The 22,056-nt window shown below is 41.8% G+C and carries 19 protein-coding genes and 5 pseudogenes; 21 read left to right on the forward strand and 3 right to left on the reverse strand.

Going from position 1 to position 22,056, the window contains the following annotated elements; genetic code table 11:
* Positions 1-166: 166 nt before the first annotated feature.
* A pseudogene (gene tnpB, locus HI950_RS36990) lies at positions 167-289 on the reverse strand (IS66 family insertion sequence element accessory protein TnpB); the annotation flags it as partial.
* A gap of 30 nt (positions 290-319) precedes the next feature.
* On the opposite strand from tnpB, the gene HI950_RS36995 reads away from it, so the two are divergent.
* The 3 genes and pseudogenes from HI950_RS36995 to HI950_RS35810 all read left to right on the forward strand — a co-directional run.
* Positions 320-481, forward strand: a complete 162-nt coding sequence (locus tag HI950_RS36995) for a recombinase family protein (RefSeq protein WP_411268097.1) — start codon at positions 320-322, stop codon at positions 479-481.
* A pseudogene (locus HI950_RS37000) lies at positions 453-692 on the forward strand (helix-turn-helix domain-containing protein); the annotation flags it as partial. The gene HI950_RS36995 and the pseudogene HI950_RS37000, both read left to right, overlap by 29 nt.
* Positions 693-792: 100 nt before the next feature.
* Positions 793-939: pseudogene (locus tag HI950_RS35810) on the forward strand (GMC oxidoreductase); the annotation flags it as partial.
* A gap of 49 nt (positions 940-988) precedes the next feature.
* Here HI950_RS35810 and HI950_RS14190 read toward each other — a convergent pair.
* A complete protein-coding gene (locus HI950_RS14190; protein WP_169085171.1) occupies positions 989-1,858 on the reverse strand; it encodes an AraC family transcriptional regulator in 870 nt (289 codons plus the stop codon).
* A gap of 323 nt (positions 1,859-2,181) precedes the next feature.
* On the opposite strand from HI950_RS14190, the gene HI950_RS14195 reads away from it, so the two are divergent.
* The 12 genes and pseudogenes from HI950_RS14195 to HI950_RS14250 all read left to right on the forward strand — a co-directional run bounded on the left by HI950_RS14195 (position 2,182) and on the right by HI950_RS14250 (position 12,080).
* Positions 2,182-3,546: an ABC transporter substrate-binding protein gene (locus HI950_RS14195; RefSeq protein WP_169085169.1), complete on the forward strand. Its 1,365-nt coding sequence runs from the start codon at positions 2,182-2,184 to the stop codon at positions 3,544-3,546.
* A 74-nt stretch (positions 3,547-3,620) separates the two neighbouring features.
* The gene (locus HI950_RS14200; RefSeq protein WP_169085167.1) at positions 3,621-4,499 is read left to right on the forward strand and encodes a carbohydrate ABC transporter permease; all 879 of its coding nucleotides are present in this window, start codon (positions 3,621-3,623) and stop codon (positions 4,497-4,499) included.
* 16 nt (positions 4,500-4,515) lie between these two features.
* The gene (locus tag HI950_RS14205) at positions 4,516-5,358 is read left to right on the forward strand and encodes a carbohydrate ABC transporter permease (protein ID WP_169085165.1); all 843 of its coding nucleotides are present in this window, start codon (positions 4,516-4,518) and stop codon (positions 5,356-5,358) included.
* Entirely contained in the window at positions 5,355-6,389 is a 1,035-nt protein-coding gene (locus HI950_RS14210; RefSeq protein ID WP_317618363.1) for a PfkB family carbohydrate kinase, read from the forward strand. The genes HI950_RS14205 and HI950_RS14210 overlap by 4 nt, the downstream gene beginning before the upstream one ends.
* Before the next feature lie 2 nt (positions 6,390-6,391).
* Positions 6,392-7,042 (forward strand): GH32 C-terminal domain-containing protein, encoded by a 651-nt coding sequence (locus HI950_RS14215; protein WP_169085163.1) that lies wholly within the window; start codon positions 6,392-6,394, stop codon positions 7,040-7,042.
* A gap of 33 nt (positions 7,043-7,075) precedes the next feature.
* Positions 7,076-7,120 (forward strand): annotated as a pseudogene (locus tag HI950_RS36690) (hypothetical protein); the annotation flags it as partial.
* Between the two features lie 8 nt (positions 7,121-7,128).
* The gene (locus tag HI950_RS14220) at positions 7,129-7,635 is read left to right on the forward strand and encodes an ROK family protein (protein ID WP_262985707.1); all 507 of its coding nucleotides are present in this window, start codon (positions 7,129-7,131) and stop codon (positions 7,633-7,635) included.
* A gap of 380 nt (positions 7,636-8,015) precedes the next feature.
* Positions 8,016-9,359 carry a NosD domain-containing protein gene (locus HI950_RS14230; protein ID WP_169085161.1) on the forward strand — a complete coding sequence of 448 codons (1,344 nt, stop codon included), beginning with the start codon at positions 8,016-8,018 and terminating at the stop codon, positions 9,357-9,359.
* 240 nt (positions 9,360-9,599) lie between these two features.
* The gene (locus tag HI950_RS14235; RefSeq protein ID WP_317618373.1) at positions 9,600-10,451 is read left to right on the forward strand and encodes a glycosyl hydrolase 53 family protein; all 852 of its coding nucleotides are present in this window, start codon (positions 9,600-9,602) and stop codon (positions 10,449-10,451) included.
* Positions 10,452-10,574: 123 nt separating this feature from the next.
* On the forward strand, positions 10,575-11,603 hold the full coding sequence (locus tag HI950_RS14240; RefSeq protein WP_169085157.1) for a hypothetical protein: 1,029 nt from the start codon (positions 10,575-10,577) through the stop codon (positions 11,601-11,603).
* 3 nt (positions 11,604-11,606) lie between these two features.
* Positions 11,607-11,663: pseudogene (locus tag HI950_RS37005) on the forward strand (hypothetical protein); the annotation flags it as partial.
* A 9-nt stretch (positions 11,664-11,672) separates the two neighbouring features.
* Positions 11,673-12,080: an S-layer homology domain-containing protein gene (locus HI950_RS14250; protein WP_169085155.1), complete on the forward strand. Its 408-nt coding sequence runs from the start codon at positions 11,673-11,675 to the stop codon at positions 12,078-12,080.
* A 641-nt stretch (positions 12,081-12,721) separates the two neighbouring features.
* Here HI950_RS14250 and HI950_RS14255 read toward each other — a convergent pair.
* Complete coding sequence (locus HI950_RS14255; protein ID WP_169085153.1) at positions 12,722-13,765, reverse strand: LacI family DNA-binding transcriptional regulator; 1,044 nt, start codon at positions 13,763-13,765, stop codon at positions 12,722-12,724.
* 448 nt (positions 13,766-14,213) lie between these two features.
* Here HI950_RS14255 and HI950_RS14260 point away from each other — a divergent pair, with 448 nt between their 5' ends.
* The 6 genes from HI950_RS14260 (at position 14,214) to HI950_RS14285 (ending at position 21,211) form a co-directional block, all read left to right on the forward strand.
* Positions 14,214-15,179: an ABC transporter permease gene (locus tag HI950_RS14260; protein ID WP_317618364.1), complete on the forward strand. Its 966-nt coding sequence runs from the start codon at positions 14,214-14,216 to the stop codon at positions 15,177-15,179.
* A 16-nt stretch (positions 15,180-15,195) separates the two neighbouring features.
* A complete protein-coding gene (locus tag HI950_RS14265) occupies positions 15,196-16,077 on the forward strand; it encodes a carbohydrate ABC transporter permease (RefSeq protein ID WP_169085150.1) in 882 nt (293 codons plus the stop codon).
* Between the two features lie 46 nt (positions 16,078-16,123).
* Positions 16,124-17,725, forward strand: a complete 1,602-nt coding sequence (locus HI950_RS14270; RefSeq protein WP_169085148.1) for an ABC transporter substrate-binding protein — start codon at positions 16,124-16,126, stop codon at positions 17,723-17,725.
* Positions 17,726-17,791: 66 nt separating this feature from the next.
* Positions 17,792-19,282: a glycoside hydrolase family 32 protein gene (locus HI950_RS14275; RefSeq protein ID WP_169085146.1), complete on the forward strand. Its 1,491-nt coding sequence runs from the start codon at positions 17,792-17,794 to the stop codon at positions 19,280-19,282.
* A gap of 32 nt (positions 19,283-19,314) precedes the next feature.
* On the forward strand, positions 19,315-20,199 hold the full coding sequence (locus HI950_RS14280) for an ROK family protein (protein WP_169085144.1): 885 nt from the start codon (positions 19,315-19,317) through the stop codon (positions 20,197-20,199).
* A gap of 127 nt (positions 20,200-20,326) precedes the next feature.
* A complete protein-coding gene (locus HI950_RS14285; protein WP_169085142.1) occupies positions 20,327-21,211 on the forward strand; it encodes a choline/ethanolamine kinase family protein in 885 nt (294 codons plus the stop codon).
* Positions 21,212-22,056 lie beyond the last annotated feature (845 nt).

Consider the following 22,056-nt stretch of genomic DNA (forward strand, 5'->3'; position numbering starts at 1 on the left):
ACCAATCCCTGTAAGTGCCTATGACGAAATGATTACAAAGATGTGTCTAATTGACGGTAACGGCATTAACCTTGGGATGGGCTTGCCGCTGGCTAAGTGAAAGACCATCCAGCAGCCAGCGAAGCTCCCTGCTGGAAATGGCTACTACTTCTTCCTTACCTGTAGGCTATTGAGATCTGCCACGTTCTAGGTGGCGATAGTAAAGCCAGAACCCATTGAGATCCCAATATAGAATTTTGAGCTTGTTGCATGCCCGGTTACAGAATACGAATAAGCCGGAGGAGAACGATTCAGACCAAAGCTTTCCTGAAAATTAGTCATTTGGAAAATGGATCGACTTGGCCGGACGACAAAGCAGTTAATCGAGCTTTCGCATGATCTTAAAGAAAGAGGAATCAGTCTGCAGATCATCACATTAGGAGTAGATACTATAGCACACCAGCGGGCAAGCTTTTTTCGCTATTATGGCTGGTTTAGCTGAAATGGAGGCAGAGACGATTCGAGAGAGAACCCAGGCCGGCTTACAAGCGGCTTGGGCTCGAGGTAGAAAAGGAGGAAGACCGCCATTGGATAAGAGCAAGGTTGAAATGGCGTTACTTCTATATGGTAGTCGGAAATATACCATAAAAGAAATAACCGAGCAGACTGGAATTTCTAAAGCAAAGTTATATCAAGTTCTCAATGCCAGGTAATGAATAGTTCATTATGACATGCCGATGCTTTACCATTATCGAAATAGGTGTTAGTAAGCGACGTCTCGGCACTGAAGTTGAAGCGCCGCTCATCCGTTTACCGTTTGGTGAAATCTTTGGCGTATCTGGTTTGTTTGTGGCGGATAACAGTATGATTCCTACAATATCTGCGGCAAATCCGACATTAACTACGGTTGCCCTCGCAATCCGCACGGCCGATCATATTTTGCAACAACGACAAGCTTGAGTTAAATTAATCGATAAACCGCCAGGTTGAAATTCCCCGACGGTTTTTTTTATTTATGTTTGCGGTAGAAAGATGGTTTGACACCGTCTATTTTCTTAAAAGCTTTGCTGAATGACTGAATATCGGAGTATCCAAATTTTTCGGCAATTACAGTCAAAGATTCCGTAGTGAACTGAATTATCTCTTTCGCTTTTTCAATTCGTAACATCTGGTGATATTGTATCGGACTCATACCGAATGTTTTTTTAAACAAATGAATTAAATAAAACTTGCTTATTCCTGAGATGTGAACGAGCTCGTCCACTGTCACCTTTTGATCGATATGATGTTTCAAGTAGTTGCGAATTTTAACCAATTCATCCATGTTGGTAACCAGATGAGGATTCTGGTTCCAATAATTCTCGCGAAGGAGATGGATAAACAGTTGAATGAACATACCCTTCACATTGGTCTCGTAATAAGGCAGCTTCATTTGGAATTCATTAATAATTTCAAATAGCATATTCTCGATAATAATAGGATTTCGAAGCCTCAGGTGGCTCGCAATCTTAAGCGAATTACTATCCAAGACGTCTTCGCGGAACCACATCATTTCCTCCTCAGAAATCTCCTCCAACGGTTTAAAAGAAATTTTTACATCAGGACTGTCTTCCTTAAATATCAAATCAAAATGCAAATGTGGTTGCCGACATATTCCGGTACCTATTTTCATAATGGAATGCGGTTGTTTCGGTCGAAATAGAAATAAATCCCCAGGTTCTCCTTCATAAGTTTGATTTTCGATGGTTACTTTTACCCTTCCTTCTTTTACATAAAGAAGCTCGTAATCAAATAGCACTCGTTCTTGCAAGTGCCATTGTGACGGAACTGTACTGTCCATTGCCACACGAATATATGGAGAAAGCTTTTGAAACAACATTCGGGTCACCTCCGAGAGAAAAATAAATAAAAAGCAATATATGATAAGTATTGAAAAATTATAGCCAAGGACTTTTAACTTATATTAATATACAATGAATTCGTGGAAAGCGCTACCATTAGCGTTTCCAACATCATCAATACTTTAACAATACAGAACAACTTATTTGTATTGTATAAGCAGATGATGGAAAGGCATGAATATTATAGGAGGTAAAAACACTGAATGTATCCGCTGGGTGGATTGCCAATGATCAGGTTGTGTGCTGAAAATCGACAACTGTTGTGGGATCGATAATACAAAATATAAAGGGGATGTTAGGTATGGCTTATCAGAAAAAAATGGGTTTGATAGCTTTAGTTATCATGATGCTGATAATAGCAGTATTGTCGGGATGTACAGGCGGAAATGAAAAAGTAAACAATACGGCAGGAAACAAAGAAGGCTCTGCGGGTAAGCAAAAGGACAAGTCCCTTACTGTGCTCGTGGAAGGTGGAAGTCCCGCTTTTAAAGTGGCCACAGCTACAGCAGAAGAATTCAAGACTGAAACGGGGTACGAAGTTAAGATAGAAGCTGTTCCTTATATCGGCGTTTTTGACAAGCTCAACGCGGAATTAAAAGCAAAAACGGGTTCTTACGATGCTGCGATAATCGACATTCTGTGGTTTCCTGCATTAGCGAGTGGCTTAGAGCCAATGGACGACCTGTTTACAGATGAAGTGAAGAACGATTTGTATCCTAACTTGATCGATGGCGGAAAAGTAGACGACAAAATTCTCGGCATGCCGGTGTGGACTAACTCCAAAACCATGTTATACCGCAAAGACCTTTTTGAAGATGCGAAAGAAAAAGAAGCTTTCCAAAAGGAATACGGTTATGAACTGAAGGTGCCTACCAACTGGCAGGAGTATCGTGACACAGCTAAATTCTTCACGCGCGATACGGACAACAATGGCGAGATGGATATGTATGGTACAGGTGTATTAGGTAAAAATAACGGTGATTCCGTTGCGAGCTGGCTGGATCATGCTTTGCAAGCCGGAGCAGACCAACTCATAGTCGGTGAAGACGGTAAATCAAATGTAAACACAAAACCGTACGTAGATGCTTTGGATTTCATCACTAAGGTTTTGAGAGAAGATAAATCGGCACCAGAAGGCGCTTTGAATATGGCTTCTGACGAAATTGCCGAGTTGTTCTGGAATGGCAAGATGGCAATGATGCTGGAATGGGGACATTTCTTCGTCCCGTCTAACGATCCTGCCAAATCGAAAGTAGCAGGAAAAGTAGCGACTGCGCCGATGATCGGCGGTGATGCCGGAGTTGGTGTTGTACCTGGTCCATGGTATCAAGTTATCCCAGCCTCCTCCAAGCAAAAAGACATCGCTAAAGAATACATTAAATTCCTTTACGATCGCAATGACCAATACTTGGCTGCAATTGGTGTAGCCGCTCGTAAGTCTATCCTCGAAACTAGCGGACAGAAACCTGAGTACGCTCATCTGCTTTCGCTTGGTGAGACTTTGGCAGCGAAGCAAACTAAGAACCGCCCTGTACTTGAGCACTGGAACGAGATTGAAAGCGAAGCGCTGATTCCTGCTGTGCAAGCAGCTTTGTCGGGCAAGAAGACACCTCAAGAAGCACTGGATGAAGCAGCTGAGATCATTAACGAAATTCAAGGACAGTAAAATTTATGTTTTGAGCGGAGGATAGGCGCGCCTATCCTCCGTTTCATCTATCGAAATGAAAAGGATGTGACTCTATGACGAAGAGTGATCGGAGAACAGCTCTATTGTTCTTTTTACCTGCTGCCGTTTTTATGGTTCTATTTTTCGTTTATCCCATGTTTCTTCTGGCAAGAGACAGTCTGTTCGATTCCAAAACCGGTACACAATTTGTCGGCGCAGAAAATTACGTCACTGCTTTAACTTCAGCCCGTTTCTATCACTCCCTTTACAATACTATCGTTTTTGTAATTGGAGCGGTGTCGGTCGAGCTCGTGCTCGGATTAATTCTGGCGCTGCTGTTAAGCACGGGTTTCAAAGGCAGTCATTTTGCGCGTACGTTATTTTTAAGTCCACTCATGATTGCACCGCTTGTTTGCGGATTAATTTGGAAGTTCATGCTCAACGATCAATTCGGAATTCTTAATTCCTTTCTTTTCAAGATGGGTATCATTGATAGCCCGCAGAGCATCTTGTGGTTATCAGACGAAAGATTTGCGCTTCTGTCCTGCATGATAGCAGATATCTGGCTGACTACGCCGTTTATGATGCTGATCCTGCTGGCAGGCATACAAGGCATACCCGAAAGTCTGTACGAAGCAGCGCACATTGACGGAGCGAATAAGAGCCAATGTTTCTGGCGTATTACACTGCCTTGTCTTCGTCCGGTCATCGTCGTCGCCGTCCTGATAAGAATGATTGATGCGGCACGCTCGTTTGATATCATTTGGGTGTTGACCCAAGGCGGCCCTAACTTCTCCTCTTCCCTTCTGAGCACGATGATCTATAACACGATGGCTCGTTATAATCAGGTTGGATATTCCAGTGCGCTTGCCATATTATTTATGGTCGCGTTAATGTCAATTTGCGGGTTTTTCATGATGCGGTTGTGGAATCCGAACAAGAAAGCAGTATGACACAGGGGGTTATCAAATGACTACGTTCACCAAACAAAGATTAACGGTAAGCTCCATGGTAATCATGCTTTTAACGGGATTGTTTGTGCTTGCCTTCTTATTTCCTTACGTTTATTTAATCATGACTTCCCTGAAAGAATCAGCTGAAGTTATTTCATCTACCCCGACCTTAATTCCTACCGTATTCACTTTGGAAAATTACCGTACGATGTTTGATTTACTTCCGATTGCAAAATATTTTGGCAACAGCTTTTTTACCGCAATTTCCAGTACCGTTATAAGTGTATTTCTCGGATCGCTCGCCGCATACGGCCTGTCCCGGTTTTCATCCCGTTTGGGTAATATGTTTTTATTGCTGACCCTCGGCGTGCGGATGGTGCCTTTAATCAGCGTGGCGGTTCCGATGTACGGAATAATAAACCAGTTGGGCCTATACGATACGAAATTCGCGTTGATCCTTGTGTATACAAGCATTAACATTCCATTCGTGATTTGGATGATGATCGGATTTTTTGACGGATTGCCAAAGGAGCTGGACGAGTCGGCTCGCGTGGATGGCTGCAGCAGGCTGGGTGCGTTTATAAAGATCATTCTGCCCATTTCCCTGCCAGGCTTGGCAACAACCTCCATCTTTTGTTATATGCTTTCGTGGAACGATTTTTTGATGGCATTGATGATGACCAGTACATCTGCTAAAACGATGCCTGTCGGTCTTTCCGAATTTTTGGGCGCGTATAATCTTGATTTAGGGCCTATGACGGCCGCGGCTGTCTGTTTCAGTTTACCGGTTATGATTTTCTCCATAATGATTCAAAAGTATATTGTAAGTGGCATGACGATGGGAGCAGTAAAGGAATGAGTGAAATGCCGGCTTCCTATATGCCGCATGGAAATAAGGAGGCGAACTCCATGTATGATGTTGTGGCACTAGGTGAATTATTAATTGACTTTACCCCTGACGGTTTGTCCGAGAAGGGCAACATTTTGTTCGAAAGGAATCCGGGCGGCGCACCCGCTAATGTTTTAGCCGTTTTATCTAAGTTTGGTAAAAAGACGGCGTTTATAGGCAAAGTGGGGCATGACCAATTCGGGTACTTCTTGGAGGAAACACTCTGGAATAATCGGATAGAATCGAGTGGTCTGGTGTTTGCTGAAAACGTAAATACGACACTGGCATTTGTTCATTTAAAAGAAGATGGAGACCGTTCGTTCAGCTTTTACCGAAAACCTGGGGCAGATCTTATGCTAGAGGAGAATGAAGTGAATTATGATCTAATCAGAAAAGGTCGGGTGTTTCATTTCGGTTCGGTTTCGTTGACGGGCGAACCTTTTAGGACGGCGACAATGAAAGCAGTTAAATTTGCAAAACAACAAGGGTTGTTAATATCTTACGATCCGAATTTAAGAGAACCGTTATGGGATTCACTGGACGAAGCCAAAATCATCATTTCAGAGGGCTTGCATTACGCTGATGTGCTAAAAGTATCGGAAGAAGAGCTTCATTTTTTGACAGACAGTATGGATTTGGATGAAGGAACGAAATGGATATCGGATAAATACGGCATTTCTGTCATTTTTGTCACCCTTGGTAACAAAGGCTGTTTTTACAGATTGCGCGGGGATGTGGGCAGTATCCCTGCCTATCGAGTTAAAGCGATTGATGCAACGGGGGCCGGCGACGCTTTTTTCGGATCAATTTTATTTCACTTATTGGAAAATTATATGAAATTAGAGCAACTTACTATTTTAGATATTGAAAAATTCGTACAGTTTGCAAACGCTGCAGGAGCTTTAACTACGATGAGAAAAGGAGCGATCCCGGCGATACCGAATCTGGAACAGGTTAAATTGTTTATGATGACAGGCTTTATAGAGACGAGTAATCAATAGAAATGAAAGGAAGAAGAATTATCATTGCTTGGCTAAATGAATGTGATTGGATGCCTTGGTTCAAAAACTTCGGACCAACCGGGAAAAACCATTGGTGTGGGGCCATGTCGGCTCCAAGGACCGTGGAGCTGGACGCCGGCGGAAGGTTGAAGTTTAAGCCGGTCGAGGAATTGAAAGTGCTCCGGAGGGAGCATTACCGTTTAGAAAATACAGCCATTACTCCAGGAACCGCTGTACTGCCCAAATATGTCGGCAGCGACTGTTTGGAGACCAAGGCAGAAATCCAACTGGAGGGAAGTAAGGCTGAAGAGATCGGCCTTGTTTCGGATGGGACGCAACAAACGATTCTTTCCTATAATCTACAATCGAAGGAGCTTCGTTTTAACCGCAATCACTCTGACGGGTGGAGTGAAGGCATTCAATCGACCAAACTGGAAACATTGGACGATAAAACGTTGAAGCTTCATATCTTTATTGACACATGTGTTATAGAGGTATATACGGACGATTACCGTACGGCAGTAACCAATAATATCTATCCGGATCCAGCAAGCATAAACATGGATGTATTTGCAACTGGGGATCAGGCCAATCTGATTTCAATCGATATCTGGAAATTGTGCCCTGCGCAGGGAAGGGATAGGAACAGTTAGAAAATAGTATATACAACTCCGAAGCCGGGCTGGGTGAATTATCCTTTCTTGGAAACATTGAAAAAGGCTTTCGATGTTCCTTACGAATGGGACACGGATGTAAACGCAGCCGCATTCGGAGAAGCGACATGGGGGCTGCCAAAGGCATGGATAGCTGCGTCTACTATACGATCCGTACAGGAATCGGTGTAGGCGTTTATACGGAAGGAAAGCTGGTTCACGGCCTTGTGCATCCGGAAGGAGGACATATACTGACGAGGCGTCACCCGGAGGACGGTTTTGAAGGGCTATGTCCGTATCATGGAGATTGTCTGGAAGGTATGGCATCGGGGCCAGCGATTGAAAAAAGATGCAACATGAAGGGAAGCGAAATCCCTGCAGACCATCCGGCATGGGCTGTACAGGCCTTCTATATCGGTCAGGCGGTTACAACGGCAATCCTGATGCTTTCGCCAAAAAAGGTCATTTTGGGCGGAGGCGTTATGCAACAGAAGCAACTGCTTCCGATGATACGAACCGAGGTACAGAGAAATTTAAACGGATACGTTAGTGCGGAAGACATTCTTACGAATATCGACGGGATTAGGGGATAATGCCGGACTGTGCGGGGCGTTGGCGCTTGGTTTGAAGGCGTTGAAAACATCTAACGAATAAACCGAAGGGCCTATTGTTTCTGTGAAAGTAAGAAAATCGCCTCATCCTGCCTTCTTGGCAAGGATATTAGCGATCTTTTTGACCATATAAGAATTTATAACTTTCCGAGTCTACGGAAACCAATAAACCGAAACGTTCTTCAAAGGATAGTTCATTCATTCGTGGATCTTGAATCTGCCGTAAGTAAGCGTCGGCTAAGCCCTGCAAGCGCAGTTTGCGTAGGCAGGAAAAGCACGAATTCGTAAGGCTTTACTTCCAGCTATATCAAGGAAAAAGTAGTTTATGAACAAACACACTAAATTGATAGGAGAATTTATTTATGGCTAGTAAAAATTATTACGACGTAACAGAGTGGCCTGTCGGTAATCCGTATGAGGATATTGGTGAGGTAATCAATAGCATTATAGCAGATATTAAAAGTAGGCAAACGGACACTGATGTGAATAAAGGCGGAAAGCCGGGTGCGGTTATCTATATTCCACCGGGAGATTATCATCTTGGCAGTCAAGTAGTTATAGACATCAGTTATCTTAAAATTATGGGTTCTGGGCACGGGTTTACATCTTCGAGTATTCGTTTTAATACTTCTGAGAATGAATGGGCGGATTTGCATGAATTGTGGCCGGGAGGAAGTCGCATACTCGTAGATATTCCCCTAGAAGTAAATGACGAGGAATATAAAGGAGCTGCATTTTATGTTGAACGAAGTGGAAATCCCCGAATAAGTTCGGTAGAGTTTTCTGACTTTTGTATTGATGGTTTGCATTTTATTGAAGGTGGTTCAGGAGAAACAAATCCGGAAAACACATACACTAACGGGAAAACGGGTATTTATGTTGCAAGTGCTTGTGACTCATTTCGGATTACAGGCATGGGTTTTTTGTATTTAGAGCATGGAATTACTATTTATCATGCAGATGCACTGACTATACATGATAATTTCATAGCTGAATGTGGTAACTGTATAGAACTACGAGGTTGGGGACAGGCTTCAAAAATAACCGATAACTTGATAGGAGCCGGTTTTAAAGGATATTCAATTTACGCTCAAAATTTTGGTGGACTTTTGATTACAGCGAATAATGTTTTTCCACGAGGTGCGAGCAGTATCTATTTTGATGGTGTGACACGTTCCAGTATCACAAATAATAGACTTCATTCATTTTATCCAGGAATGGTGGTATTCAGGGAAAATTGTTCGGAAAACTTGGTTTCTTCAAATCACTTTTTACGTGACCATGAACCTTGGACTCCTTTTCTGGGAATAGACAATGGTTTAGATGATTTGTATGGTCTCCTCTATATCAGTGGCAATAATAATTCTGTAATTGCTAATCACTTTTCTGAAGGAATTAATACTCAGAACATCAAGCCGGTAGGTGCAACACCTGTAATCATACGTATTGTTTCGGGTAATGGAAATTATATTTCTAATAATCATGTTGTTGCCACGGAGGTTCATGCCAAGATAAGTGATTCTTGTTTCTCTGCGCAAGTAGACGCTTTGTTGACTACCGAAGCATCGGAGCCGCTTACCGTAACAACAGTATTGGTAGAAAAAGAATCGCTTCAAAATACGATTCTTGATTCGGGAAGTGATGCACAGGTTGTTATGGACAAGACTGTAAATGCATTCAGAGCCACTCCAACGCCAGGAGCATAAATAATATATTCACTATGTTTTTGTGGTAGTTTTTGTTCCAAAGTTTCAATTGCAAGTCGGACACTTGAATTATTTCGTTTGTCATTTAATTTTTGGGGTGCCTCCTAGCGATGGAAGTGCCTCTTTTTATGGGGTTTCCCATATTTGAATAAATGCCAATAAAGTAGACAGAAAAAAGGAAAAGTTTTTAGGAAGACTGCCAGAAAATGTCTTCTTTTAAGTTTGGAGAAAGTATGACAAATCGGAAATGAAATTAATAATGGAATGATGCATCCGTTGGGGGCATATAGCAATACGTCCAACCTTGTTCAACTGATTCAAGCAGGATCGAGCGCAGCCAAGGCGGTTTTTCCTGGGATTAAGGTTATCATCCATAGATCAAGTGGAGCAGAAGCTGGCGTTGATCCGTATTACGCCGGTCTTGTAGCTGCCGGTCTCAAAGATAGCGATTATGATATCATTGGCTTATCTTATTATCCGGATTCAGTCTTTACTTCCTCAATTAATGAATTAAGCGAAAACATGAATAAACTGGAAGCAAAATATGGGAAGGAAGTTATGATAGTTGAAGTCGGGGGGGGCGTTGCCAAGGATGCTGATAGCGTTTATAACATGCTTGTAGCTGTTCAAAATAAATTACAAGCAGTACCGAACGATTTGGGAACTGGTGTATTTTATTGGGCACCTGAGGGGATTTATTTTGGGTACCCTAATTCAGCATGGGACCCGGATGGTACGCCCTCATTAGCATTAGATGCATTTATTGACGGTGCTGTCGAGACAAACCGGCATCCTGTGCAATCTGTAACTCTCGATAAGCATACGAATAAGATTGAAGTAGGTGCTGCTGGCAAGTTAACGGCTAACATCAATCCTACTAATGCAACCTATAAAGGTGTTACATTTACAAGCTCAAATCCTGATATTGTAAAGGTAGATCGTTATAATGGGATAATTTCAGGACTTGCCGTTGGGACAGCAACCATTTCGGTGGTTTCATATGATGGAGGCTATACTGACTCTTCTGAAGTTACCGTAGTACCGAGTACAAGTTTGATTCAAAATCCTGGTTTTGAGGATGGAAAAAAATAGTGGACAATTACCGGGGATACAGACGCGGTTAGTACAGATATTGACGTACACTCCGGCACATTAGCATTACACTACTATAGTGCGAATCCTGCGGAATTCAATGCTTCTCAAACTATCACGGGGTTGGAAAATGGAACATATGCATTATCGGCTTGGGTCTCCGGTGGAGGCGGCGAAGAAGTTTCGGAGATTTTTGCCGGCAGTGCAACTCAGAGCTTTACCAATACAGGCTGGAGACAATGGAGCAAGCCAACACTAGATAATATTGAAGTTACGGATGGAACGCTAACCGTAGGTGTCCGTTATAAACTTTCCGGTGGGCAATGGGGAAATATTGACGATTTTGTTCTGGTTAAAACCAGTAACGCCCCAGGGACGCAAGTTCCCCCAACTAGCGGAGATAACAGCAATAATCCTTCTGGTGGCAGTATCGGGGAAATTAGTACTCTTACCATTGGCAACACTACGTTTTATAGCGTTTTGATCAAGATAACAACGGATATGGAAACAGATGTAACCACTGCCAAACTTGAATCAAGTGTAATCACCGATCTGGTCCAAAAGGCCAAAGAATCTGAAGCTGCCGGACAAAAAGTAGTGATCGATATCCAGATTGATAATGCAGCAGATGAAAAGTCTGTTAATATAGTGATTCCGAAAGAAGCTCTCAAACCGTTAGTGGACACGACAAAAACTGATCTAAGAGTGGATGTAGGCATTGCTGCGATCACCTTTGATTCAAAAGCAGTAGCTGCCATTGGGAGTGTAGCAGCGGATATGATAAGCATCAAGAAGATTGCTAAATCCGACTTACCAGATAATGTTCAGAATAAAATAGGCGACAGACCGGTGTTTGATTTCTCTGTAAAAGCAGGTAATGCTGAAATAACAGAATTCAACGGAGGAATAGTAAAGATTAGCGTGCCGTATACTCCAATGACGAGTGAAATGAAGAATGCTATTGTTGTATACTACATTGACAAATCAGGAAACCTCAAATCGGTTAGGGGAGGTTATGATGCGGCAAATGGAAAGGTTAACTTTCAGACAACCCACTTCTCAAATTATGCCGTGGGATATAACGAAGTGAAATTCAATGATGTTACCTCGGAAAACTGGTATAGCGATGCCATTGGCTATTTGGCGGCATGAGGGATTGCGAATGGCGTTGGCAGCAGTACATTTGCACCTGAGAAAAATGTGACGCGGGCTGACTTCCTGATGATGGTCATGAATGCTTACGGGATCAAGACAGATGCTTCAATAACCGATAATTTCATGGATGCAGGGAATAAGTACTATACCGAGTACCTGGGCACTGCGCGGAAATTAGGGTTGGTTGCTGGTGTGGGCGGCAATAAATTTATGCCGGAAGCAAACATAAGCCGACAAGATATGTCTGTAATTCTTTACAACATTTTAAAGCAGCTGGATGAGCTGCCAAACGGCAAAAATGGTATGGGCTATGAAAAGTTTGTTGACACAGCTGCTGTAGGCGGCTATGCAAAAGATGCGATGAAAATTTTAGTGGAAGTGGGAGTGATCAAGGGAAATGGTAATGAGCTGGATCCCAAGGCCTCTGCTACCCGAGCACAAGCTGCACAGATCGTATACAATTGTATTAAATAACGATATGTAAACTTCATCCAGCCCACCTGGTATGTTAATCGAATGGGATAAAGGTAACTTGGAGGAGTACTACTCGTAGCAGCAATAAATTGATTTCGAAAATCAAACTTAGATTAAACTAAACGGGTAACGATAGTTCAATAAAACAGCGGCAGCCTAGGACTTATTATCTCGTCCCTGGCTACCGCTGTTTCTATTATTGTGGTCAGTCTACTACTTTAATTTATTTCTAAGATCAAATCATTCCAATACGGCTGACTTAATAATTCGAAAGAAAGTATTATATTGATCTCATCTCGGATTTATAGGAGGATTTCGCAGCGGAGTTGAAGGGACATGTTACGTATCTATGACTCATTAACCTGACTGACGATGTCGATCTGCAGGACAGCTCGCGAAATTGTGCACTTGCTGCGATTTTGGGAAGTGATCGAATTCCATAAGGAACAGCGGGATGAGCAGATTTTTGAAGTACAGAACCTCCTCTCTAGATTAAAGATATTAATTGTGAGGAGGTTTTTGTGCTGTCGATCACAGATTTCATTTAAGTAAAGAAAAAGATCAAACAGATATAACTGATTCATCCAATAGTCAACGGTCATATTAGCTAAACAAGTATATCAAAATCGGACGAAATTAGATCAGTTGGATAACTTTTTACGTGTCGATTCTCTAAACATAGGTTCTGTTTTGACATGCGTAATTTGATATGGCTTTGTAGGGGTTTTTATTCGGGATAGCAGCATGTCTGCGGCAATATTCCCCATTTCACTGTTTGAGATATGGACTGTTGTCAAGTGGGGCTCCACGATTCTTGATTCAGGAGCATCATCGAAACCACAGACAGCAATATCATTCGGGATTTGTATGTTTTTATTTCTTAGAGCTTTCATTACGCTTACCGCGATAAAATCATTTGCACAAACAAAAGCTGTAGGCAGTTCCTTCATCTTGTTAAGCTGTCTATCCATCCAGTTAGGTTCTGAAAAATAACGATCCTCCTCGATTACGCAAAGAGACATATTTGTCTCAAGCTTTGACATCGTCAACGCCCTATTGAATCCTACCCATCTTTCATTAAAGCTCTTACAGTGGTTGTAATCGCCGACGAAGCCTAATTTAGTATGGCCATCTTCTATGAGCTTCTTTGTTACCGCATATGTCCCGTATTCATTTTCCATAAGAAGGAGATCTGCTTTCAGGTCGCTGTAAAAAACGTCAGCAGCAGCATCTATAAAAATGGTAGGGATTCCTAAATTGCAGACCATCTCACTGTATTTCTTGTCAAACATCTCAATGCATATAATTCCGTCCACCTTGGACAGCTCAAAATTGTTCGGAAGGCTTAAGGTGTTAATGTCCGCTTCACGGACAATATGAATGGACAAGTTATAGCCTTCGGAGCTGATCTTAATTTCTAGACCGTTTAACAGCATGTATCCAAAGTGTGTGCTCATGGGCAAATTACATGTAAATAGAGTAATATTTCCTGGATTTTTTTGCAGAATACTTTCTGAGTCTACAAAAGCAAACTGCTTATACTTTAATTCAATCGCTTTTTTGATCACTTTATTTCGAGTTTCATCCGGAATGCTTTCAACGCCGTTTAAGGCTTTAGAGGCAGTATTTCTTGATATTCCTAACGAATCGGCAATGTCTTGTATGGTAATTTTATCTTTGGCCATTTCTACAGTTCCACCTTTACGGATAGATAACGATAATTGCTATTGTGCAATTTAAATGTATATGAATACGAATAAAATATCAATTTAATTTTACAAATGAACAAATGAATTAGGGTATTTGCCTTTGGGAGATGTGTTTACAAATGTAAAGTTAAAAACGTGATTATTTGAAATTTACATTTAGGAGAGTATAAAGTCCTTTTTGCTCAAGAAAATGAATAGCTCATCGTTTTTGACCAATCTATCATGAATAATAGATGATTCTACACATTTTTCTTACATATCAACAAAATAAATATTACAAATGACTAAATAAAATTTGTTAAATGTATTGACTAATAGTGTATCTATTTGTTAAATTGTATTTGCGGATTCGGATGTAAGCCCTTTCTAAGGTGCGAATGTTTACTATTCGTTTCTTTCAATAAATAGAATGGGGGTTAAAGGAGTGCAGAAGGTATTGTCAAACCCAAGCAGTAAAAAAGTCGGATTAATAAATCAAGTCAGTATTAAAGGTAAAGCGCAGTATATAAAGAACAATTATTTTCTTTATCTGCTGATTGCGCCTGCTGTCATTCTTACACTTATCTTTAAATACGTACCGATGTACGGTGTAGTCATCGCATTTAAAGATTACAGCTACAGTAAAGGAATTTTAGGCAGTGAATGGGTAGGATTCGAATATTTCATGAAATTTTTGAACGCGCCAAACTTCGAGCCTATCTTTTGGAACACGCTTAAATTAAGTGCCTATGGGCTTATCCTTTCGTTTCCGATTCCGATCATATTAGCGCTGATGCTAAATCAATTACGAAAGGTTGGCATTAAGAAAAATATTCAGTTAGTTTTGTATGCCCCGAATTTTATATCTGTTGTCGTTATTGTAGGTATGTTGTTTGTCTTATTGTCTCCAACCGGTCCAGCAAATAAAATCATTACCTTAACAACCGGTCATCCGATCGCGTTTATGTCTGATCCGGAGTATTTCCGCAGCATTTACATTTTATCGGGAATTTGGCAAGCGGCAGGCTGGTCTTCGATTATCTTTGTAGCAGCATTAGCAGGGGTTGATCCAGAGCTCCATAACGCTGCGAACATTGACGGGGCAAATCTGCTGCAGCGGATATGGCATATTGATTTGCCTACATTAAAACCGGTTATGGCTATATTGTTTATTTTGTCTGCAGGCGGAATTATGGCAATTGGATTTGAGAAAGCTTTTCTGATGCAAACCGCACTAAATTTGCCGACATCTGAAATCATAGCAACCTATGTGTATAAAGTGGGCTTAAAAGCAGGCGACTACTCTTACTCAGCAGCCATCGGTTTGTTTAATTCAGTTATTAATATTATTTTGCTTGTCTTCGTCAATTTCGTTGTGAAGAAATTAAATGAAGGCGACGGCCTCTACTAAAGAAAGGAGTGGCTATATGAATATTAAACCTGCGCGTTTGGACCGTGTTGTTCTGACAATCATCTATATTTTGTTAACGCTTGCTGTATTGCTGGTATTAGGTCCATTGCTTTACGTTGTTGTGGCGTCTTTCATGGAACCTACAGCACTGTTGAATAAAGGCATTTCTTTTAATCTCGCGGATTACAGCGTTGAAGGATACAAGCTCATCCTGGGCAATGAGGCCATGCTGAGAGGATTTATAAATGCTATTTATTATTCGGCAGTATTTACAATCGTTACTGTGCTCATTTCAGTTTTTGCAGGATATCCCTTATCGATTGATGATTTTGTAGGAAAAAAAGGGTTTATGACCTTGTTTATCATCACCATGTTTTTTGGCGGAGGACTGATTCCTACCTTTTTGGTAGTAAAACAGCTTGGCATGCTGAATACAGTTTGGGCGATCATTCTCCCAACAGCTATCAACGTTTGGAACATTATTCTGGCAAGAACTTTCTTTAAAGGCATACCGAAAGAGTTGAAAGAAGCTGCCAAAGTAGACGGCGCATCCGAGCAAGTCATTTTCTTGAGAATCGTAATGCCGCTTTCCAAACCCATTCTATTTGTTCTGGCCCTTTACGCTTTTGTAGGTCAATGGAATTCCTATTTCGATGCAATGATCTATCTGGAAGACCAGAAGCTGTACCCCTTGCAGCTCGTTTTAAGATCTATCCTCATTCAGAATCAAGTGGATCCGGGGATGATAACCGATCGTTTGGCAATGGCTGAAATGAAAAGGTTGTCGGAGATCATTAAATACGCATCTATCGTTATTTCAAGCCTACCGTTACTCGTGATGTATCCGTTTTTCCAAAAGTATTTTGAAAAGGGTGTCATGGTCGGTTCATTAAAATAATGAATCAGCTGACATATATAGAGCAAAAACAAGAGGAGGGTTTAGTTTGAAAAGATTAAAGAAAACAGCAGCAGTCATTTCTCTAGCGACAATTATTGCAGTAACCGGGTGCAGCGGCAATTCGAACAACAAAGATGAAATTTCCACATCGAGCGACAGCGGTTCTAAGCCTACGCTCAATTTCATGACACAAAGCCATGTATTAGCTCCAATGGATCCGAATGAAAAGCTAATATTTAAGCGCATGGAAGAGAAGACAGGCATTCATATTAATTGGAAAAATTACACAAACGATGTATTTGTAGAAAAGAGAAATCTAGCTCTCGCTACAGGAGAACTTCCGGATGCTATCTTTGATGCCGGGCTAAGCGACTTTGATTTATTAAAGCTGGCAAAGGACGGTACGATTATCCCTCTTGACGATATTATTGAAAACCAAATGCCGAATTTTAAAAAGGTGCTAGAGCAAGCACCGCAATATAAAGCTATGATTACGGCTCCTGATGGCCACATTTATTCTCTGCCATGGATCGAGGAACTGGGGGCTGACAAGGAAAGCATTCATACCGTAAACAACATTCCTTGGATTAATGTGGAATGGCTTAAGAAGCTAGGTCTGAATATGCCTACGACTACAGAAGAGCTGAAGCAAGTGTTGATTGCTTTTAAAACAAAAGATCCGAACGGCAACGGAAAGGCCGATGAAATTCCAGTGTCCTTTATTAATTCAAATGGCGGCGGCGAAGATATCGGATTCTTATTCGGATCGTTTGGACCAGGGCTGAACTGGGATATGACGCTTGTTGGCGATGATGGCAAAGTGAATTTTGCAGCGAATAATGATGGATTCAAAGAAGGCGTCAAATATTTTAATGAGCTGTACAAAGAAGGCTTAATTGATGTCGAGTATATGACTCAGGACTGGAATACTTATATCGCTAAAGGTAAAGAAGATCTTTACGGGTTGTATTTCACATGGGATAAAGCGAATATAACCGGCATGAACGGTAAATATGAGCCAATGCCTGCGCTTGTTGGGCCAACTGGCTTGAAAAACGTAGCAAGAACGAACGGAATGGGCTTCGATCGAGGCAGAATGGTCGTTACAAAAGAGAACAAAGACCTTGAAGCAACTGCCAAATGGATGGATCAATTGTACGATCCGCTTCAATCGGTACAGAATAACTGGGGCACATACGGTGATGAAAAACAGCAAAATATTTTTGAATTGGACGAGGCTGCTCAAATGCTGAAGCATTTGCCTTTGGAAGGAACTGCTCCAGGAGAATTAAGAGGAAAAACGAGTGTCGGCGGCCCATTAGCTATATTAGATACTTACTACGGCAGCGTGACGACCAAACCAGATGATGCGGCTTGGAGACTAGATATCCTCAAAAATGTGTACGTGTCTGACGTAAAAGCGAAAAATATTTACCCTAGAGTTTTCTTTTCTTTGGAAGACGCGGAAAGGCTGTCTGCCATTGAAGCTGACCTGTTCCCATATGTACTCAGAAAGCGTACGGAATGGACGGAGAACGGGAAAGTAGACCAAGAATGGGATGAGTATTTGAAGGAATTGGATCGCCTAGGCTTGCAGGAATATCTGACTATCAAACAAGCAGGCTATGACCGAAATGCAGGTAAATAAATAATAGATAAATTGGATAGAAGTATGCTCTAGATTCTAGAGCATACTTCAAAAGGAGTGGAATCCATGTTAACGATTAATTACAGAGAAAAATATCGTCCTCAATTTCATTTTACGCCGCCTGCGAAGTGGATGAACGATCCGAACGGAATGGTGTATTTTGAAGGAGAATACCATTTGTTTTATCAGCATCATCCGGATGGAACGACATGGGGCCCTATGCATTGGGGACACGCGATCAGTACGGATTTGATTCATTGGGAGCATCGTCCAATTGCGCTAAAACCGGATGAGAATGGCGCTATTTTCTCCGGAAGCGCAGTAGTAGACTGGGAGGATACAAGCGGCTTTTTCTCCGGCAAACCGGGTCTGGTTGCGATATTTACGCATGCCGATCAATATCCGGATTCTAATCGACCTAGACAACGGCAAAGTCTTGCCTACAGCACGGACAAGGGAAGAACCTGGTCGCTCTATGAAGGCAATCCTGTACTTTGCGATGAACAAATCATTGATTTCCGTGATCCGAAGGTATTTTGGCATGCTGATTCACAGCGCTGGATCTTGGTGCTCGCAGCTGGAGATCGCGTTCACATTTATACGTCTCCTAATTTGAAGGTATGGAAATTCGTGAGTGAATTTGGAGCTGATGAAGGCTCGCATGACGGCGTATGGGAATGTCCAGATTTAATAGAGCTGCCGGTTGAAGGTCAAGAAAATGCTAGTAAATGGGTAATGATCGTCAGCATTGGAGATAATCCTGCATTTCAGGAAGGTTCAAGAACGCAATATTTTGTCGGTCATTTTGACGGTCAAGCTTTTACGAATGATGCTTCGCCTGAGACGGTATTATGGCTCGACCATGGCAGAGACAACTATGCCGGCGTTACCTGGTCAGACGCAAATCGGACGGATAACGGGAAGCTGTATATCGGCTGGATGAGCAATTGGAAATATGCGAACTTGACGCCTACAGATAGTTGGAGAAGCGCTATGACTTTGCCGAGATTACTCGCACTGCGTTCCGTGCGGGACGGTATTCGATTGGTTCAAAAGCCGGTAACTGATGTTCAGAAGTTACGTCAGCAGACGTTGCTTTGGGAAGAAGCTTCTGTGAGCCCAGGCCAAAACCTCCTCTCGGACATACAAGGAGATACCTATGAAATAGAGTGCGAACTGGAAATCGGCAACGCATCGGAAATCGGATTTAAACTTCGTAAATCCGAGCATGAGGAGACCGTTGTAGCTTACAACGCTGTGACTCAATCTTTGTTTATCGACCGCAGCGATTCTGGCGAGAAATCATTTCATGAAGCTTTCGGTTGCAAGCATGACGTGGCACTTCAGACGGAGAATGGTAGATTAAAGCTGCATTTGTTTGTCGATCAATCGTCCGTCGAAGTGTTTGCAAGTGATGGTGAAATAGCGATTACCGATCAAATATTTCCAGATCCACAGAGCACTGGTTTGGAGCTTTATGTTCACGGCGGTAGCGCGAAAGTAATCTCTCTTTCTCTGCATGTCCTGAAATCTATCTATTCGGTAGCAACCGTGTAAAGAAAAGGTTAGACGAATGCGAGGTATAGTCATTGACATTATTAGGAGCTATTGAAGGCGGAGGTACTAAGTTCGTTTGCGGAATCGGAACACCTGAAGGCGAAATCATTGAAAGTATTTCTTTTCCAACAACAACACCTGAAGAAACGCTCGGAAAAGCGATGAATTATTTTGATAACAAAGGAATACAAGCTATAGGAATAGGTACATTTGGACCGATTGATGTTAATTCCAAAAGCCCAACCTTTGGTACAGTTGGAAAAACCCCTAAACCGTATTGGAGTGGTTTTCCGGTCATAGAATATGTAAAGCGGCATATCGATATTCCATTTGGTTTTGATACGGATGTGAACGCAGCTGCGGTAGGAGAGGCTACATGGGGAGCGGCCAAAGGCTTAGATAACAGCTTATACATGACGATTGGTACGGGGATAGGAGTAGGGGCAATCGTTGACGGAAAGCTTGTTCATGGTCTGAGTCATCCGGAGATGGGCCATATACTTATTCGCCGGCATCCAGAGGACAGCTATGCAGGGCATTGTCCTTTTCACCAAGATTGTTTAGAAGGGCTTGCTTGCGGGCCGGCAATTGAAGCTCGCTGGAGCATGAAAGCATACGAATTGAATGAATTGCATCCTGCTTGGCAAATGGAAAGCTACTATATCGCCCAAGCACTTGTGAATTATATTCTTGTTTTATCTCCAGAAAAAATGATTCTGGGAGGCGGCGTAATGAATCAATTGCATTTGTTTCCAATGCTTCGCGACCAGGTCGCTTCGCTGCTAAATGGTTATTTGCAGCATCCCGCATCTTCTGGAACTGAGGAAAACTTTATCGTCCAGCCTGCTTTAGGAGAAAAGGCGGGACTCACCGGTGCACTTGCTCTGGCAATGAGTGCTCTCAGTCAAAACGAATAAATTCTAATAAGGCGTCGAGATCGATTCGACGCCTTTTCGAGCTTTCCAGATAAAGCGTCTGCAAGAATGGCAAATCTACTATTTATGTGACTTATTTTATATCCGATCGAATTAGGGGTGAATCCTGTTGAACAAGAAAGTTGAAGGAATTATTCGCGGAGTACCAGAGTTAAACTATGAATTCTTAAGTTTTGAAAGTCTTAATGGTGGGCTGTGCAACCAAACCTACAAGGTACAAACGAAACAGAGTAAATACGTTCTTCGCATCAATAGCAGGCAAAATGAGTATTTGAACCTGACACGCAGCTCTGAAGTTGAAGTTATGAAGAAGGCAAACCGCGAAGGATTTGCTCCTAAAGTAATTTCGAGTAATTATCCGGAACAATTTGTAGTTACGGAATTTATAGAAGGGCGAATGCTTGAGAAGGATGATCTCAAAGACGGTCGAATTAAAGAAATGATTATGGATCGCCTTAAACGAGTACATCGCATGGAAGGTCAAGAAAGAACATCTACTCCTTACAATTTAATTTATGGATATTTGAAAGGCGCAGATCAGTTTCAAGTTAAGCATCCTGAAGGATTGAGCCGAATTTTGCATCGAGTAGAGAAAATCGCTCATATGCGAAGCAATGACAAAGAATATAACAACAAATTCTGTCACAATGATTCCTTTTTATGCAATATGATCTATACTGGCCAACAGTTGCAAATTATTGATTGGGAGTTGTCGGGAGTCGGAGATGTGTTTTTCGAATTGACGCTCATTCCGTTTACAAACCAGTTCAGTGAAACAGATGAGCGTGAGTGGTTAAAGTTATACTTTGGGTATTACGAGGAGGAAACATTTCGCATTTTTCAGGATATGAAATTCGTGTCGATGGTTCGAGAGGTTGCGTGGGGAATGTTTTATAGTGGACTTACTAAGGCGGAAAGTCACCATGACTTTGATTACTATAAGTTTTCCGAATATTGCATCCAGCGAATAGAACAAGGGATTTATCAATTATAATGGTATAGATGCTCTTACTTGCGAGTAAGGTGTAGATTAAATAAGACGTGCCCCTACACCTCTTCGCTCTCACGGTCCAGAAAGTCTACATGGCCGTAAGAGCTGCGAGATACCCGTCAAGCCTAAATGATGGTAACTGGGTATAGTTCAATCATTTTTTGCATGGCTTCCCGATAACGGCTGATAACAAAAACCAAAATCGAAGGCGGTTTTTTCATTTCAGCACGGGAAGGGTAACTAACTTATTATATTATCTTCGAAAAATGGAGCTATATAGTGTATAACATTATGGCTATTTCTGCTCATGCATGGGAGTATTGAGTTATGAACTGAATCAAAATTAAAATCAAGCTTATGATTTAATAATAACGGAATGCATCAGACCCCGGACTTAATTGAACAGATTTACTTTGAAAATAAAGCAATATTTAACGTGACAAGCGAATACCGTCACATCATTAATTGTCTATTTTACGCAACCCATACATGTAGTATGCGGAAACATGAACATTATTTTATGGGGACGAATTGGGGACGAAATCAGTCACCAAGCATCATAAAAGAACCAAATAGATCACACGACAGTCGGTACAAACCCTTATTTAATAAGGCTTCTTCCTACATCATCATACTAGATCCTAGCACATCTCTAACACTTGCAGCGATGAGGTCAGGGGTTCGATCCCCCTAGCTCCACTAAATAAAAATTTCAACACGCCAAATCATGGCGTTTTTTTTTGTGTTTGGTGGAGCTAAACAAGGGGACGAACCTCGGAGTTCAGTCCGCGCGGTCGTTAAAGCTTCTAAGGAAATACTTCAAATGGAGGAGCCCGGCGTCTGAATCT

The organism is Paenibacillus sp. PL91, assembly GCF_012935325.2.
Classification (GTDB): Bacteria; Bacillota; Bacilli; order Paenibacillales; family Paenibacillaceae; genus Pristimantibacillus.